Below are 17,347 nucleotides of genomic sequence, written 5' to 3' on the forward strand. Positions count from 1 at the left end.
GTTTTTAAATTCCTATCAGAATACTTGGAGGATTACAATCATGAAGAAATTATTTTCAGTGCTTGCAGTAACTACATTAGCGATCGGGATTGTAGCCGGCTGCGGTAAAGAAGAGAAAAAAGATACAGCTAGTCAAGATGCGTTACAAAAGATTAAACAAAGCGGTGAACTTGTAATTGGTACAGAAGGTACATATCCACCATTTACGTTCCACGATTCAAGCAATAAATTAACTGGATTTGACGTTGAACTATCGGAAGAAGTTGCAAAACGTTTAGGTGTAAAGCCTGTATTTAAAGAAACACAATGGGATAGCTTACTTGCTGGCCTAGATGCAAAACGTTTCGATATGGTTGCGAACGAAGTTGGTATTCGTGAAGATCGTCAAAAGAAATATGATTTCTCTAAGCCATACGTTTCCTCTTCAGCGGCATTAGTTATTGCAAAAGATAAAGATAAGCCTGCTACATTTGCTGATGTAAAAGGGTTAAAAGGAGCACAATCTTTAACGAGTAACTATGCAGATATCGCTAAGAAAAATGGTGCGGAAATTATTGGTGTAGAAGGATTTAGCCAAGCGGCAGAATTATTAGCTTCAGGACGCGTTGATTTTACAATTAATGATAAGTTATCAGTATTAAATTATTTAGAAACGAAAAAAGATGCAAAAATTAAAATTGTAGATACAGAAAAAGAAGCTTCACAAAGTGGATTCTTATTCCGTAAAGGTAGCGATAAGCTTGTACAAGAAGTAGATAAAGCGTTAGAAGATATGAAAAAAGACGGTACGTATGACAAAATAACGAAAAAATGGTTCGGTGAAAATGTATCTAAGTAGTGCATTGGTTTCAGATCGATTGTCTACTTGGACAGATATTATGCAGTCTTCCTTCATGCCTATGCTGAAGGAAGCTGTTTTTACAACAATTCCATTAACGCTTATTACATTTATTATCGGGATTATACTGGCAACGTTAACAGCGCTCGCACGTATTTCTGGTAGTCGTATTTTACAATGGATTGCTCGTATCTATGTATCTATCATTCGCGGAACGCCACTTCTTGTACAATTATTTATTATTTTCTATGGACTTCCAACTCTTAATATTGAAGTTGAGCCATATACAGCAGCAGTTGTTGGATTTTCATTAAATGTCGGTGCATATGCATCGGAAATTATTCGTGCTTCTATCCTTTCCATTCCGAAAGGGCAGTGGGAAGCAGCTTACACAATTGGGATGACATACCCGCAAGCGTTAAAACGTGTTATTTTACCACAAGCGACGCGTGTATCAATCCCGCCGCTTTCAAATACATTTATTAGCTTAGTGAAGGATACTTCATTAGCATCGTTAATTTTAGTAACAGAAATGTTCCGAAAAGCGCAGGAAATTGCGGCGATGAACTACGAATTTTTAATTGTTTATTTTGAAGCAGGTCTTATTTATTGGGTTATTTGTTTCTTATTATCAATCGTACAACAGATGTTAGAAAAGCGTTCAGAACGCTATACGTTAAAATAATCCTTTTACAAAAGGAGTTTTTGTTTTTATGATTTCAATTCAACATTTACAAAAAAGTTTCGGAGATAATACCGTACTAAAGCATATAGATTTAACAGTTGAGAAGGGCGAGGTTGTTGTTATTATTGGGCCGTCTGGATCTGGTAAAACGACATTCTTGCGTTGTCTCAACGTACTAGAAACACCGGATGCTGGTAATATTAGCATCGGTAATAAAGAGCTTAATTTCGCTCAAAAAGTATCGAAGAAAGATATTGTAAATCTTCGTACACAAACAGGTATGGTCTTCCAGCACCATAACTTATTCCCTCATTTAACAGCACTTCAGAATGTAATGGAAGGGCTCATTACAGTGAAAAAAGTAGGGAAAGAAGAAGCAAAGAAAAAAGCAAACTATTTCCTTGAAAAAGTTGGTTTAGCAGATAAAGTGGATTTATATCCATTCCAATTATCAGGTGGACAACAACAGCGCGTTGGAATTGCGCGTGCGCTTGCGATGGAGCCAGAAGTGTTACTATTTGATGAGCCGACTTCAGCGCTTGATCCTGAACTTGTTCAAGAGGTTTTAAAAGTCATGAAAGAACTTGCTAAAGAAGGCATGACGATGGTTATTGTAACGCACGAAATGCGTTTTGCACATCAAATTGCCAACCGTGTTATTTTCATGGATGGTGGTGTCGTTGTCGAACAAGGTACACCAGAAGATGTATTTACAAATCCAAAAGAAGAACGCACGAAAAAGTTTTTACAAATGTTGCAGTAAATTAAGAAAGGTCTCAGGGTATATGCCCTGAGACCTTTTTGCCATATATATTTATTTTTGGAATCCGCCAAGGCTTTGTTCAGCCATTGCAACTAGGCGTTTTGTAATTTCTCCACCAACTGAACCGTTAGCGCGAGCCGTAGAATCTGCTCCTAATTGTACACCAAATTCTTGAGCGATTTCGTACTTCATTTGATCGATTGCAGCTGTTGCACCTGGTACTACTAATTGATTTGAAGAATTTTGGTTTGCCATAGGAATATATCCTCCTTAGAGTTATAAAAATTTTTTTTGGTTGGACTAGCTGGAGTTGAACCAGATTATCGCCCCGGTTGGCGCTAATCCATCGGTAATTAAGTTTGTACTCATAGTATGGATGTTACCTAGAAAGATATACAAAATAATAATTTGTAAATTTTGTCAAAAAAACGTATTGATTTCGTAAATTATGAAATAAGAGTAATCGTTGTATTTTTAAGAAAACAGGCCAAACTAAGGAGGATATTAAATATAATTTTCTCATTGTAGCCTGCTACTTGTAGGCTAATCATTAGCTTCTTATTTATGATTTATTGAAATGAAATCGGTAGCAACTTCATAGTTCTATTTTTAAGTAGGGATGGAGTGAGTGACCGCTCCTATGCATGGGTAGGTGCTCTCTTCAATCTAAAAAAGAGAGGCTTTAAACGATAACGTATGGAGGAATCATGATGGGGATTTGCCCGCTTTGCAACGCATTAGAATCACAAACATATTCTTGTCAAAATTGCCAAAGTATACTCCAAGATTATGGGAAGTCTGTAGATTACATAGACGATTATAGTGCCTATATGGATCAAGAATTATTAAGTGCAGTAGATGGTTTAACGCATAATAATTCAAATGAATATTGCAATCATGTTTTTTATTGCGGAGTATGTAACGTGGAAACTGAGGTTGTAGTGAAACTTGTGTAAATAGAAAACTTCCACCTTATTATCTAGGTGGAAGTTTTTGTTTTTGTATTTGTGAGTGAATCATAGGAGAAGGGATATGTTCGGTGTTTGATGAAGCCCCTGATTTTATTTGAGACATTTTTTCTTTTGTATCACGTAAAGAATGTTCAGTTAAGTAGACGGCATATTCGTAAAATAACTGGCGCGTCAGTTCACTTTGCTCTTTTAATTTTTTATCTTGGAATACAGTTCGCCCAGGTTTAGAGTTGGCTTCAAAGAGCCACGGATTTTCCTTTGTGTCTAAACCGATATCAAAACCGATTTCTCCAATATTTCCGGTTACTTGTTCATCGAGCGCGTAACTTATTTGTAAGGCAGTATGTTTTAATTTATTTTCAATTTGAACTTGTTTCGTTGAATCTGGAAAAAGCTCTTGTAGCAATTTTGTATCACCGCCGCTATTTACGTGCGTTGTTAAACTGCCTTTGCCGGCAATTTTGGCGACGATTGCACTAACTATCCAATTACCGAAATGATTTTTATTTGTATGAATGCGGAAATCAACAGGTTGCCCATCGAAGCGAAGTAACGAAATACCTTGCTGTACGATAAACTTTTTTAAATCATGTCCTTTTAATACGTGGTTTAGAAGAGTTTCTAATGATTGATACTTTCTTAGTTTATTTTCTTCATTTTCGCGATAACGACAGTAGTAGCAATTCTCTGTTTGAGAATAAAATATTTGATGAATATTTCTACCAAAGCTCCCGTGTATTGGTTTCATGTACACAGATTTATACGTGCCAAGAAACCGTTCTACTTGTTCAAAATGCTGAAATGCTTCTGTGTTTGGTAATAAGGGTCTAATTGATTCGTCTTTCATAAGAAGTTGATGAACTTCCCATTTGTTGAAAAAACCTGGGTTAAACCATGGAATGGAGTAGTCTTGTTCTAACTTTCTTTTTGCTCTGACGATTGGTTTATAATTTTCCGCTTGTCGATTCGGTAATCGATCGTAAATGACATTTGGTAAAGGGACCTTTTTCTTTATCCATTGTTTCTCTTGAAAGAAATATCCTTCAATCGTTTCTTCTTCCCAGTTTATATGTTGAACGCCAAAGACGAATACGAACGGTCGTAATGAGAATGGTGGTGTTAACAACTCACTGAGAGCAATTGAACGATTTCCTAAAGGGTTAGAAGAATCATCGTTAAAGCCAGTTGTAAAAATGCCGATTAATGGTCCGAAAATAATTGTTTGGTTTTGTGTGAATGCATGAATAGTAGTGGATTGAGGTAGTAAAAGTTTTTCGGCAATATGTTTTCCGATAATAATTTCGCGAGTAAAGGAATAATGAATTTTCACCTCTTCACTTGCAAGGTGACGTATACCGAAGGAGAGGGATGTAATAGGTGGTGTAATAGAAAAAACGTAAGGTAAAGTAATGCTATTTGGATGTTCATCTGAAATGTTTAATGTATATATATGTTCTTTCAAAATAGGTTTACCTCCTTTCATTATGGTGTAAAGCGACTGAATTTAAGTGGTCCGTGAAATATCTTTTCAGCTAATGAATCACTATGACGAATGTATTGTTCGTAAGAAGGGATCGTGTTGACATACATAAGCCAGATTGCACCTTTTTGATCCATAATTGTGGAAAGTTCTAGTTCAAATAACGAAGAATAAGACTGATCTAGTGTTTGGAATACTTCATTTATAATGTCATGTAAAGCGTCGTGCAATAGTTGCACACCCGTACTAGATAGTACGTATTTAATTTTTGAAAATGAATGCAATGAATCATCGTCCGTTGCTGAGGGTAAAAGTTGATTAGGAAATGAGCTTTTTTGTATAAATTGACCGATAACAGTCCAAGTTTGTTCTTTGTTTTTTTGCAAAATGGTTCGAATGTGGAGTGGATATGTTAATTGATTTGGTGGTTGTAGCATAGTGTGCGCTATGTAACGGGATGAACGTATGTTAGATTTACACCAAGATATAAATTCGTCTGTCCGTTTGATTGTAATAGAAGTATGGTATTTTTCATTTACTGTATCGATATGAAACGTTTTATTTTTGTAAGCAATTCGATATAAGTTATCCTTAGAATGTATATTAGTGGGGCGTATAATAATATCTTTAGTTTTTAACAACAGTTTGAAAATGTTTTGTATCGTTGCAATTTCAAATTTTGGTATATAAGGAGACAGTTTTTTATTAGTGAGAAATAAATCATGTAGTTCACTTAAATTAATAAGTGTGTTATTTAAAAAGGTAGTGGAAGGACGATTGTGCAAAGAGTGAATAATTGATTTTGCTTTTTCAAAGTCTGTTTCCTCGTGAAAAGAATAACGATCATATATATAAGAAGGAATAGGGAATGTTTGCTCTTTCCATTTTCCTGTATCTGTATCGTAAATAAGACCAGAAATAAGGTCTGTTTTAGGATCAATACAAAATGGCGTAAACTGGGCAACGACATTATGATAAAGCCGAGCGCGTTTAGCGATTTCGGTGTAATACGTTTGTTCGTAATGAAATTTAGAAGCTAAAAGACCGAGAACCAACGAAATCACTCCTTTACTACTATTTGCATAATAGGCGAAGCTATATATTGCAAATACGTTTTTATACCATTATACTTTTGTCCGTATGATGATATGCTATAGTTTTGGAGAAGTGAAAGGTTGATTGTAATGAATATATGGTTAAATATGTTAACGACGACAGGACTCGGAGCAATTATTGGGGGATATACGAATCATTTAGCGATAAAAATGTTATTTCGTCCTCATCGTCCTATTTATATCGGAAAGTTTCAAGTTCCATTTACACCAGGGTTAATTCCGAAGCGTCGTGATGAACTTGCTGTTCAATTAGGAAATATGGTTGTAGAACATTTGTTAACACCAGAAGGAATTGGAAAAAAGCTAACAAATGAAGAGTTTCAAAAAGGTTTAATTCACTGGGCGCAAGTGGAAGTGGATAAAGTAATTACGAATGAACAATCACTGCGACATATGTTAGAAAAATGGAATGTAGCGCATGTAGAAGAAGAAGCGACTCGAAAAATCGAACATGTTATTACAGAAAAAATTCATGCATTTTTAGCAGAGTATTATACATATACATGGGAACAGGCTTTACCTCATTCTGTAAATGAAAAAGTAGAGAATGCGATTCCGAATGTCTCGGCGTTTATTTTAGAGCGAGGAATTAGCTTTTTTGAAAGTGAAGAAGGGAAAGCACGTCTTTCAAAAATGATTGATGATTTCTTTGCTTCTCGCGGAACGCTACTTAACTTAGTCGGAATGTTTTTAGGAAATGTAAGTGTAGTGGATCGTGTGCAGCCAGAAGTTATTAAGTTTTTAGGTCAAGATGGTACAAAGCAGCTTTTAACTGACGTACTGCAAAAAGAGTGGGAAAAGTTAAAAGGAAGAGATGTAAAAGAATTAGAAGCATTTGTAGAGAAAGAAATGATTGTAAGCTCCGTGCTGTCAGCAGTTAAAGTAGAGGAAACAGTGAGTAAGTTTTTAAATCAATCTGTTCAGCAAGTATGTGAGCCGGTTCGAGAAACAATTATTGAAAAAGTGGTTCCAAGTGCAGTAAAGAAAGGCTTGAAGTGGGGAACAGAAAACGTAGAGAGTATACTAAATAATCTACACCTTGCGGAAATTGTCCAGCAAGAAGTGTCTACATTCTCAACGGAAAGATTAGAAGACTTAGTTCTGTCTATTACGAAAAACGAATTGAAAATGATTACGTATTTAGGAGCATTATTAGGTGGAATGATCGGACTCGTACAAGGATTGTTACTATTGTTTCTTAGATAATAAGGTGAGTACATAGAAATAAAAGTGAAATTTCTTCACATCTCTTGCATAGTTTGATATGGTAAGAAGAGGTGCGTATGTAAATGCACTGAAAAGGCAGTGCGTATGAAAAGCGCTAGCCTTCTAAAGGAGGAAAAATAAAATGACAAAGAACATTCATGATGTTGCATATGAATTACAAAAAGCAATCGCTGAAAACGAAGACTTCAAAACTTTAAAAGAGAGCTACGCAGCAGTTCAAGCTGACACAGCTTCAAAGAACTTATTCGATGAGTTCCGTACAATGCAACTTAGCCTACAACAAAAAATGATGCAAGGCCAAGAAATCACTGAAGAAGACAACCAACAAGCACAAGAAGTTGTAGCTCGCATTCAACAAGATGCTAAAATTACAAAATTAATGGAAACTGAGCAACGCCTAAACGTTGTAATCGGTGACGTTAACAAAATTATCATGAAGCCACTTGAAGAATTATATAGCGCGCAACAACAAGCGTAATAGTGGAAGACGCTCCTAGTTTAGGAGTGTCTTTTTTGTTTAGGGAATTTAATAGTTATACCACAAAAACTCCCTTTCAAAATAGCCATTTCTTATTGGTTATTTTGAAAGGGATATGTAACACATCTGTTAATTTTTTTTATTGCTGTTAATTGAAGTTTTAATATTTTTTTCGTTCAAAAACGTTTCAATCTCTTTTTGTTTCCTCCCATTTATTTTCTCAAGGCGTTTTGTAAAAGAAAAATTGGCTTTGAATAAGTTACCATCTTGGGTGAGTTTGTCTAATTCTTGATCTAGCTCTACGAAAATATCCGTAGATGATGACATAAATGCATAGATTTCTTTTGAAGGTTTTTTATAATCAGTAGGTAAATTATTATTACTAATAAACTCATGGAAATTCATATCGTTTTGTTTCGCTAAATCAATTAGTTTTTGTAATTTTTCTCGGTCAGATTCCGTGAAATTCTTATCAGAATTTGTTGAAGCGAGAGGGATAATATTTTCAGATAACTCCCAACTATAATCTATATAATTTTTTATATTTTGTTTCATTTCGTCTTCACTAATAGTTTCGTTTTTCTTTGAGGAACTAAATATATTTTCTGGAACTTTAATAGCAACATCTTTAATAGATTGTACATCGTTTTCTTCCTTAGGTTGTACACTGTTTGAACAAGCTGATAGAAATAAAAGAGTAAGTAGCATGAGTGAATATAAAGTATATTTCTTCATTTTAATCTCCTTTTACATTCATTAGTGTCTTTGTAAAATAGCAATATTCCATTTCAAATACTTTACTAAAAGTGCATATAGATGTTTTACCATTTGATAAGATATGACGGATATGAGTAAACCGACGCAAAAAGCGATGAACACATTATAAACATCGGAATAACTAATTTGATGAAACCCTTTAAAGAATCCTAATCCTATTAATAAAATAGGCGAAATAATTAATACTGGCGTGGCAATGATAAGTGCTAGAAGAATCGGTAATAAAAAGAGTAGTACGAAAAAGGCGATAAAGATAAAGGCAAAGTTTAAAACACTTAAGCTCATAACAGAAAAAAGTGCAATTATCATATTTTTGAAGCTTCGTTTACTGTCAGCATTGCTTATTGCATAGGAAACAGTAAGTTCTTTAGCAATGGTTTTAGGGTTTCCTAGCTTTTTAGAAATTTCCTCTTCAGATATTCCATCTTGTTTACCACTAATAAAATGAGTTTCGTACTCCGAGATAATATCCTCCTTTTCTGAATTAGGCATATTCCGTAGGGAAGAAATAAGTTGTTCTAAAAATTCACTCTTGTTCATAACGATCACTTTCCTTTATAAAATGATGAATTATGGCTGAAAATCCTATCTTTTTTCTAAACAGCACACACAATCTATATCTACTTTTTGAAAGGAGATATACTAATTGTGAATAAAATTACAAATAATGGGTGTTCCATTATTTACAAATATATCACTTACTATTATTCTTTGCAAGGTACTGTAAAATTGTTAATAATGTGAATGGATGGAAGTATTTTTGTACATTTTTAGAAGAGATATAAAAATGTTATTTTAAGATAAACAAAAGGTTGTAAGCGTATTCTTTAAATCTTGTCAAAATAATGTCGAATTCATATTGTTGGAAAAATAATGCATTTGTAATATAATGATAAATGATACTTCACCAGCTTAATTAACTAGGTGAAATTAAAATCTTTATTACACACATTATGAAATAAAGGGATGATTAGTTTTGAGTACAGGTGTAAAAGCAAACGACGTGAAGACAAAAACAAAAGGAGCAGATCTTGTTGTTGATTGTTTAATTAAACAAGGTGTTACACATGTTTTCGGTATTCCAGGAGCAAAGATTGACTCTGTATTTGATGTATTGCAAGAAAGAGGACCAGAGTTAATCGTTTGTCGTCATGAACAAAATGCAGCATTTATGGCAGCTGCTATTGGTAGATTAACAGGGAAACCGGGCGTATGTCTTGTAACTTCAGGACCAGGGACATCAAATTTAGCGACAGGTCTTGTTACTGCGAATGCGGAGAGTGATCCCGTTGTTGCTTTAGCTGGTGCAGTACCGCGTACGGATCGATTAAAACGTACGCATCAATCTATGGATAATGCTGCACTATTCGAACCAATCACAAAATATAGCGTAGAAGTAGAGCATCCTGATAATGTGCCAGAAGCACTTAGTAATGCATTTCGAAGTGCGACTTCCACAAATCCGGGAGCTACTTTAGTAAGTCTTCCGCAAGACGTTATGACTGCGGAAACAACTGTAGAGTCTATCGGTGCGCTTTCTAAGCCACAGCTTGGAATCGCTCCCACAAATGATATTACATATGTAGTAGAAAAAATAAAATCAGCGAAATTACCAGTTATTTTACTCGGTATGAGAGCGAGCACAAATGAAGTGACGAAAGCTGTTCGTAAATTAATTGCGGATACAGAACTTCCTGTCGTTGAAACATATCAAGCAGCTGGTGCGATTTCACGTGAGTTAGAAGATCATTTCTTCGGCCGCGTTGGATTATTCCGTAACCAACCAGGTGATATTTTACTAGAAGAAGCAGACCTTGTGATTTCTATCGGTTATGATCCAATCGAGTATGATCCAAAGTTTTGGAATAAACTTGGCGACAGAACGATTATTCATCTTGACGACCATCAAGCAGATATCGACCATGATTACCAACCAGAGCGTGAATTAATTGGTGATATTGCCTTAACGGTAAATAGCATCGCGGAGAAATTACCGAAACTTGTATTAAGTACGAAATCAGAAGCGGTGTTAGAACGATTACGCGCAAAATTATCAGAACAAGCAGAAGTTCCGAACCGTGCTTCGGAGGGTGTTACGCACCCACTTCAAGTGATTCGTACACTTCGTTCTTTAATTAGTGACGATACAACTGTTACATGTGACATCGGTTCCCATTCTATTTGGATGGCGAGATGTTTCCGTTCTTATGAACCACGTAGATTATTATTTAGTAACGGCATGCAAACGTTAGGTGTTGCACTTCCTTGGGCAATCGCAGCTACTTTAGTAGAACCAGGTAAAAAAGTAGTTTCCGTATCAGGTGACGGTGGTTTCTTATTCTCAGCGATGGAGTTAGAAACGGCGGTACGTTTAAATTCTCCAATCGTCCATCTTGTTTGGAGAGACGGCACATATGATATGGTTGCATTCCAACAAATGATGAAATACGGCAGAACATCAGCTACAGAGTTTGGCGATGTTGATCTTGTGAAATATGCGGAAAGTTTCGGGGCGTTAGGTCTTCGTGTTAACACGCCTGATGAATTAGAAGGGGTATTAAAAGAAGCATTAGCAGCAGATGGTCCTGTCATTATTGATATTCCAATTGACTATCGTGACAATATTAAATTAAGCGAAAAATTATTACCAAACCAATTAAACTAATGGAGGCAGATTTGAGATGACTGTTGCGCAATTAATTGATATTGATGCAAAAAAAACGAAAACGAGTAATGAAGTATATCAAACATCTACAATGCTTGCGCTATTAGATGGTATATATGATGGTGTGATTAGCTTTGAAGATTTGAAAAAACATGGTGATTTTGGCATCGGCACATTTGATCAATTAGATGGTGAAATGATTGCATTTGATAATGAATTTTATCATTTACGTTCAGACGGTTCAGCAGAAAAAGTAGAACCAGAAGAAACAACACCATTTGCGACTGTAACGTTTTTTGAAAAAGAAATGAGTTATACGGTAGAGCGTCCGATGAATCGTGAAGAAGTTGAAGCATTATTACATGAATTAATGCCAAGTAAAAACTTATTTTACGGTATTCGAATGGACGGTACGTTCCGTGAAGTAAGAACGAGAACTGTTCCAAGACAAGAAAAACCGTATACACCGCTCGTTGAAGTGACGAAATCACAACCAATCTTTTCATTTGAAAATACAGAAGGTACGCTTGCTGGATTTTGGACACCAGATTATGCGCAAGGTATTGGTGTAGCTGGATTCCACTTACATTATATTGATGATGAAAGAAGCGGGGGTGGACATGTTTTCGACTATGTTATAGAAAACTGTACGATCCAAATTTGTCAAAAAGCTCATATGCATTTAGCACTTCCAGAAACAGCTGATTTTATGGCGGCTGAATTATCAAGAGAAAACTTAGAGGATAATATTGCAACTGCGGAAGGTGCAGAGTAAAAGAGAAGCCGATTCGGCTTCTCTTTTATTTTGAGTTACTCCCGATATGCGGAACAATGCTCATCAGAAATAGAATAGTTCTCTTTACCAGTGTTAAGGCTGATACTTCTACTAATTGATGTCCAAGCCCATCCCATACTGTAACAGTATATAAGGATGACCATTTAATATTCCCACGAGCGAGTCGGAAAGAATAATAGTCGTTATCTGTTGTTACTAAAACTTTGTTATAAATAATATTTTTCGTTTTTTTATTTTGTAAAATAAGGACAAAGTCTAGTTTATCTTCTTCTTTCGGAATTTGTAGTATTCTTGCTACAAACATTCCATTTGGGTTTTTCTTCGTTTCATATACTTTTTCTGATTCTATTTTTAGTTCAGGTTTGCCTCTCATAATCTCTCCCTTTAACATATGCTTACTTCTTTGAAACAAACGGATGCCCCTCATAATAAAAACGCCACGGATAATGTACAGCTTCTTCTGCATAGTCGATATTAATACGAGGTCCTGCTGCTATTTTATATTGTGATGATATGTGTTCATCTTTTGGGACGAGTTCAATATGTAATGTGTCACTTTGTAATGATAAGCCTCGTTCTTCTAAAGTAATTCCGAGGGCACGGCATAGTTTGCCAGGACCGTTTGTTAAATTTTTGTACTGCGCTTTTGTAATGTCTGTTTTGTTGTAGCGTGCTAGTTTTATTTCTTCTATTCCATTTACCGGCTCAAGGGCTCGAATGAGAACACCTTGCGGGGTGCCAACTGGTGCTGTAATAACGTTAAAACAATGATACATACCGTAAATTAAATATACGTAAGCATGCCCTGGTGCGCCAAACATGACTTCTGTGCGGTCTGTCCGTCTGCCGCCGTAACTATGTGCGGCCTTATCATCTGGGCCTTTATATGCTTCTACTTCTACAATGATTCCGCTTCGCTTTATTCCGTCTACAATATGAACGAGTTTTTGCCCGAGTAATTTTTTTGCTACTTCTAACGTATCGCCTTCATAAAAGGAAGGAGGTGCCTGCATTGTACTATCTCCTTTACTAAGTGTATATGTATATAGTAAACCAAATTTTCAGTAGTAATTCTAACTCGTTCTATTTATCGGGTGTATTTCATAAATTATGGATAGAGTACAACAGCGAAGAGGGGGAGTGCGACATGATTTATCGCTTACTAGCTCTTAATATAGATGGGACACTACTATACAACAATGGAAAAATTGCAAAAGGATTAAGAGAAACAATTGAATTTGTGAAAAGAAAAGATGTATACGTTACGTTATTTACGAGCCGTAATTTTCAATCCGCTCATAAAGTAGCAAAGGCGTTAAAATTAGATTCTATATTAGTGACACATGGTGGTGCTTTCGTTTCAGCAACGTTAGATAAGCCGTACGTTCAAAGAAGATTATCTGAAGAGAAGACTTTTAACATTGTGCAAGTGTTAGAGCACTTTGATTGTAACGTACGTATTTCTCATGAACGGTTTTCGATAGGAAATCGTGAGAGAAATACACCAAACTTAATTGCGCGCACTGTATTATCAAGCGCAGATCCGTTATTTTATCCAGTTCAATTTGTAGATTCGTTAGGTGACGCGCTTCGTGACCATCCGGTAGCGGCGCCAAAAATTGATGTTCTTTTCCAAACTAAGGGTGAAAAAGAAAGAGGGCTGAACACATTAAGAAAAGCATTCCAAGATGTAGAGTATGTTGAATGTGATTCAAAACGAATAGAAATCTTGCCGCAAAATGTATCAAAGTTACGCGGATTACAATTGCTTGGAGAGCATTTAAATATTTCGCTAAATGAAATGGTTGCGATTGGAGATAGTATGGAAGATTTAGAGGTTATTGAAAACGTGGGACTTGGTGTAGCGATGGGGAACGCACCTGTAGAGTTAAAGCAAGCAGCAGATTGGATTACACGTTCAAATAGTGAGAACGGTGTAGAGTACATGATTAAAGAGCATTTCCGTAAGCAATTCCCGCTTCCGTTTTTGAAGAATCATAAAAATACACCGAAACGATGAAAGAAAAACGTAGCTTTTTGGCTACGTTTTTTTTGTTGAGCTTATTAAAATGAATGAAAACGCTTTAAATTGTGAATTGTGTATGGGATTCATACAATTCACTTGAATCCTTTAGAAAACTAATGTAAAGTGAATGATGTTGTCAAAATAGTTACACCACATGAAATATTCTTCAGATTAATTTTATTGGGCTCCCATACGTAAAAGCATTTCCGCATGACAGTTTAGTTCACGTATTATTTCAAAAATGAATTGTAGTAATTTTATTAAGTAGTTGTAGCGTTCCTTTGTTGTATTTAAATGGATTATTTTAAGTTAATGTGAGTAAGACCTGGTACATATGAAATGTGCTTCTTTTTGTGATTTTAGGAAGTTTAAAAGGGGGAATGAATTTCTTGAGGAAATCATTTAATCAAAAAATTAAAAAGTTAAGTAGTAGTTTAATAGTTGTATTACTAATATGTATGAATTTTTTAATCCATTTACCATTTAAAGCAGAGGCAGCTACAACAGAGTTAAAAGGTTTAGGTGATGTATCTTATTACAACGCCATCATTTTTGGAGATCATAGTGCAACGAGTGCGGATATTGAAGGTGCGATGGCTGTTCAGAAAAATATGAACGCATCAAGTTATACAGTCGTAGCGGCTGCAACTGGAGCAAATAACTTAGCTGGAGCAACTTGGGTAGATGAAGGATATCCATCATTATTACTAGGCGGTCAATTTACGAAAGCGGGAGCAGGACAAGTAATTATTCAAGATGGAACAGTGGCGATGAAAAAAGACGGTGACCCAGATGGCGCAATGAAAACGTCATATGACCGTATCTCTTATAAAGAGCAAGCGGAGATTGATGCTAAGTTTAAAGAATTTAGAAAAGACGTTGATGGTGTAATTGGGGATGCAAGTAAACTACACACTGATAAGCCAAAACCTAATATGAGCTTTGGAATCGGTGAAGATGTAAACAACCCTAATATTTACGTCTCTTCAGGCCAGACGGGAAAGAAAGCATTTGATGTAAAAGACGTTTTTCTTCCGAATGTAGAGAATAAAGACTTTATTGTTATTTATTCAGATGCAGAAGAAGTGAGCTTTGGTGGCGGTGCAATTTTGTATGATACAAGAAATACTGGGATGGCGACGGATTTAATTAATACATCTCAAGCATATGACCCTAATTCATCTTTTACTGAGTTAGCTAGTAAGGTAATTTGGGTATTTCCTAATGCTACAAAGATAACAACTAAAGGTTATGGTGTAGTAGGTAGTGTGTTTGCACCTAATGCAGTTGTAGAAACAAAAGGTGGTTCTATTAATGGACAAGCCTATGTTGGAGGATTACACCAAAGAGATGGTTTTGAGGTTCATAACTTTAAATTTAACTGGCCAAAGTGGAATAAACCAGCAGCCGAAAAAGGAAATTTACAAATTAAAAAAGTTGATGAAAATGATAAAAACATTGTTTTAAAAGACGCAAAATTTGATGTTATAGACAAAGATAATAACGTTGTGGCTACTGTTACAACAAACGAAAAGGGTATTGCGGAAGTTAAAGATTTACCACTTGGTGACTATTTTGTAAAAGAAATAAATGCACCAGAAGGATATATAAAAGTTGATACACCAGTCAAAGTAACAATTGATAATACAAACGTAATTGAACTTGTTATGAAGAATACGAAAAAAGTAGAGAATGGCCAATTTAAATTATTGAAAAAAGATAGTGAATCTGGTCAACTTCTGCCAGGTGCAAAATTTGATGTTATCGATAAAGATGGGAAAGTTGTGGAAACAATTGTTACAGATGATAAAGGTGAAGCCTTATCGAAACGACTTCCAGTTGGAAGCTATACATTAAAAGAAGTAGAAGCACCGAAAGGATATGAATTATCATCTAGTTCAGTTTCTGTTGATGTAGAGGCTAATAAAGTATTGACTGTAGATGTGGTGAATAAAAAGATCCCCGAAAAAGTAACAGGTCAATTTGAAATCGTGAAAGTAGATGCGGAAGATAAAACGAAAGTATTATCAGACGCAGAATTCGAAGTATATAAAGATGGTAAAAAAGTAGATACGTTACGAACAGATAAAACTGGTAAAGTAGTTTCTCAGAAATTAGAACCAGGAAAGTACACATTAAAAGAAACGAAAGCACCACAAGGATATAAGTTGTTAAAAGAAGAAATTGAAGTCGTTGTGGAAGCGGACAAAGTAGTAGAAGTACAAGTAGAAAATGCAAAAGAACTAGGAAGCTTACAAGTAATCAAAAAGGATGCAGAGAGTGGAAGAGTTCTAGCAGGTGCAGAATTTAAACTGAAAAATGAAGCTGGTCAAGTAGTTGGAGAAGCGAAAACAACGAATAAAGACGGTGTTGTGAAATTCGAAAACGTAGTGCCAGGAAAGTACACGTTAGAGGAAACAAAAGCGCCAGAAGGCTATAAAGCGCTAGAAGTGACAGTAGAAGTGAACGTTGTAGCGAACGAAGTAGTAAAACAAGAAGTTACGAATGAAAAAGTAACGGGTCAATTCGAAATCGTGAAAGTAGATGCGGAAGATAAAACGAAAGTATTATCAGACGCAGAATTCGAAGTGTATAAAGACAGCAAGAAAGTAGATACGTTACGAACAGATAAAACTGGTAAAGTAATTTCTCAGAAATTAGAACCAGGAACATACACATTAAAAGAAACGAAAGCACCACAAGGATATAAGTTGTTAAAAGAAGAAATTGAAGTCGTTGTGGAAGCAAACAAAGTAGTAGAAGTACAAATAGAAAACGCAAAAGAACTAGGAAGCTTACAAGTAATCAAAAAGGATGCAGAGAGTGGAAAAGTTCTAGCAGGTGCAGAATTTAAATTAAAGAACGAAGCTGGTCAAGTAGTTGGAGAAGCGAAAACAACGAATAAAGACGGCGTTGTGAAATTCGAAAGCTTAGTGCCAGGAAAGTATACGTTAGAAGAAACGAAAGCGCCGGAAGGTTATAAGGCGTTAGAAGTAACAGTAGAAGTAAATGTTGTAGCAAATGAAGTAGTAAAACAAGAGGTTATGAATGAAAAAGTAACAGGTCAATTTGAAATTATGAAAGTAGATGCAGAAGATAAAGCGAAAGTATTATCAGATGCAGAATTCGAAGTGTATAAGGATGGTAAAAAAGTAGATACGTTACGAACAGATAAAACTGGTAAAGTAATTTCTCAGAAATTAGAGCCAGGAACATACACATTAAAAGAAACGAAAGCACCACAAGGATATAAGTTGTTAAAAGAAGAAATTGAAGTCGTTGTGGAAGCAAACAAAGTAGTAGAAGTACAAATAGAAAATGCAAAAGAACTAGGAAGCTTACAAGTAATCAAAAAAGATGCGGAGAGTGGAAAAGTTCTAGCGGGTGCAGAATTTAAATTAAAGAACGAAGCTGGTCAAGTAGTTGGAGAAGCGAAAACAACGAATAAAGACGGCGTTGTGAAATTCGAAAGCTTAGTGCCAGGAAAGTATACGTTAGAAGAAACGAAAGCGCCGGAAGGTTATAA

Annotated in this window: 16 protein-coding genes and 1 pseudogene; 10 read left to right on the forward strand and 7 right to left on the reverse strand. The window is 35.5% G+C overall.

The window, feature by feature from the left end; all coding sequences use genetic code 11:
- The first annotated feature begins 40 nt into the window (after window positions 1-40).
- The 3 genes from ACO6VI_RS17300 to ACO6VI_RS17310 are packed head-to-tail and all read left to right on the forward strand — an operon-like array spanning window position 41 to window position 2,286.
- Entirely contained in the window at window positions 41-838 is a 798-nt protein-coding gene (locus tag ACO6VI_RS17300; RefSeq protein WP_000732858.1) for an amino acid ABC transporter substrate-binding protein, read from the forward strand.
- A complete protein-coding gene (locus tag ACO6VI_RS17305) occupies window positions 825-1,523 on the forward strand; it encodes an amino acid ABC transporter permease (protein WP_000281502.1) in 699 nt (232 codons plus the stop codon). Before ACO6VI_RS17300 ends, ACO6VI_RS17305 begins: the two co-directional genes overlap by 14 nt.
- Window positions 1,524-1,551: 28 nt before the next feature.
- Window positions 1,552-2,286 carry an amino acid ABC transporter ATP-binding protein gene (locus tag ACO6VI_RS17310; RefSeq protein ID WP_000623598.1) on the forward strand — a complete coding sequence of 245 codons (735 nt, stop codon included), beginning with the start codon at window positions 1,552-1,554 and terminating at the stop codon, window positions 2,284-2,286.
- 51 nt (window positions 2,287-2,337) lie between these two features.
- On the opposite strand, the gene sasP is transcribed toward ACO6VI_RS17310, so the two are convergent.
- Window positions 2,338-2,541, reverse strand: a complete 204-nt coding sequence (gene sasP / locus ACO6VI_RS17315) for a small acid-soluble spore protein, SasP family (protein WP_000013339.1) — start codon at window positions 2,539-2,541, stop codon at window positions 2,338-2,340.
- A 455-nt stretch (window positions 2,542-2,996) separates the two neighbouring features.
- On the opposite strand from sasP, the gene ACO6VI_RS17320 reads away from it, so the two are divergent.
- Window positions 2,997-3,242 carry a hypothetical protein gene (locus ACO6VI_RS17320; protein ID WP_000510477.1) on the forward strand — a complete coding sequence of 82 codons (246 nt, stop codon included), beginning with the start codon at window positions 2,997-2,999 and terminating at the stop codon, window positions 3,240-3,242.
- A gap of 19 nt (window positions 3,243-3,261) precedes the next feature.
- On the opposite strand, the gene ACO6VI_RS17325 is transcribed toward ACO6VI_RS17320, so the two are convergent.
- Entirely contained in the window at window positions 3,262-4,719 is a 1,458-nt protein-coding gene (locus ACO6VI_RS17325; RefSeq protein ID WP_000658108.1) for a YheC/YheD family protein, read from the reverse strand.
- A gap of 20 nt (window positions 4,720-4,739) precedes the next feature.
- Window positions 4,740-5,792, reverse strand: a complete 1,053-nt coding sequence (locus tag ACO6VI_RS17330; protein ID WP_063546557.1) for a YheC/YheD family protein — start codon at window positions 5,790-5,792, stop codon at window positions 4,740-4,742.
- 129 nt (window positions 5,793-5,921) lie between these two features.
- Between ACO6VI_RS17330 and ACO6VI_RS17335 the strand changes: the two genes are divergently transcribed.
- Window positions 5,922-7,058 carry a DUF445 domain-containing protein gene (locus ACO6VI_RS17335; RefSeq protein WP_002060818.1) on the forward strand — a complete coding sequence of 379 codons (1,137 nt, stop codon included), beginning with the start codon at window positions 5,922-5,924 and terminating at the stop codon, window positions 7,056-7,058.
- A gap of 142 nt (window positions 7,059-7,200) precedes the next feature.
- Entirely contained in the window at window positions 7,201-7,557 is a 357-nt protein-coding gene (locus ACO6VI_RS17340; protein ID WP_000164614.1) for a YlbF/YmcA family competence regulator, read from the forward strand.
- A 129-nt stretch (window positions 7,558-7,686) separates the two neighbouring features.
- Here ACO6VI_RS17340 and ACO6VI_RS17345 read toward each other — a convergent pair whose 3' ends face one another.
- Both ACO6VI_RS17345 and ACO6VI_RS17350 read right to left on the reverse strand, forming a co-directional pair.
- On the reverse strand, window positions 7,687-8,292 hold the full coding sequence (locus ACO6VI_RS17345; RefSeq protein ID WP_074554193.1) for an NDxxF motif lipoprotein: 606 nt from the start codon (window positions 8,290-8,292) through the stop codon (window positions 7,687-7,689).
- A 21-nt stretch (window positions 8,293-8,313) separates the two neighbouring features.
- Window positions 8,314-8,874: an HAAS signaling domain-containing protein gene (locus ACO6VI_RS17350; protein ID WP_088021530.1), complete on the reverse strand. Its 561-nt coding sequence runs from the start codon at window positions 8,872-8,874 to the stop codon at window positions 8,314-8,316.
- A gap of 436 nt (window positions 8,875-9,310) precedes the next feature.
- Between ACO6VI_RS17350 and alsS the strand changes: the two genes are divergently transcribed.
- Together alsS and alsD are read left to right on the forward strand one after the other, a co-directional pair.
- The gene (gene alsS, locus ACO6VI_RS17355; RefSeq protein WP_023521267.1) at window positions 9,311-10,999 is read left to right on the forward strand and encodes an acetolactate synthase AlsS; all 1,689 of its coding nucleotides are present in this window, start codon (window positions 9,311-9,313) and stop codon (window positions 10,997-10,999) included.
- A 16-nt stretch (window positions 11,000-11,015) separates the two neighbouring features.
- The gene (gene alsD, locus ACO6VI_RS17360) at window positions 11,016-11,774 is read left to right on the forward strand and encodes an alpha-acetolactate decarboxylase (protein ID WP_000215024.1); all 759 of its coding nucleotides are present in this window, start codon (window positions 11,016-11,018) and stop codon (window positions 11,772-11,774) included.
- A 35-nt stretch (window positions 11,775-11,809) separates the two neighbouring features.
- Here alsD and ACO6VI_RS17365 read toward each other — a convergent pair.
- Both ACO6VI_RS17365 and ACO6VI_RS17370 read right to left on the reverse strand, forming a co-directional pair.
- Window positions 11,810-12,168 (reverse strand): annotated as a pseudogene (locus ACO6VI_RS17365) (hypothetical protein).
- Window positions 12,169-12,190: 22 nt separating this feature from the next.
- Window positions 12,191-12,808: a DNA-3-methyladenine glycosylase gene (locus ACO6VI_RS17370; RefSeq protein ID WP_001148798.1), complete on the reverse strand. Its 618-nt coding sequence runs from the start codon at window positions 12,806-12,808 to the stop codon at window positions 12,191-12,193.
- Between the two features lie 134 nt (window positions 12,809-12,942).
- On the opposite strand from ACO6VI_RS17370, the gene ACO6VI_RS17375 reads away from it, so the two are divergent.
- Entirely contained in the window at window positions 12,943-13,815 is an 873-nt protein-coding gene (locus tag ACO6VI_RS17375) for a Cof-type HAD-IIB family hydrolase (RefSeq protein WP_000640430.1), read from the forward strand.
- Window positions 13,816-14,201: 386 nt separating this feature from the next.
- Window positions 14,202-17,347 (forward strand): MSCRAMM family protein (locus tag ACO6VI_RS17380; protein ID WP_422423727.1); only part of this gene is annotated, 3,146 nt, incomplete at its 3' end.

This window comes from Bacillus sp. PSXD-155, from assembly GCF_049310765.1.
Classification (GTDB): Bacteria; Bacillota; Bacilli; order Bacillales; family Bacillaceae_G; genus Bacillus_A; species Bacillus_A cereus.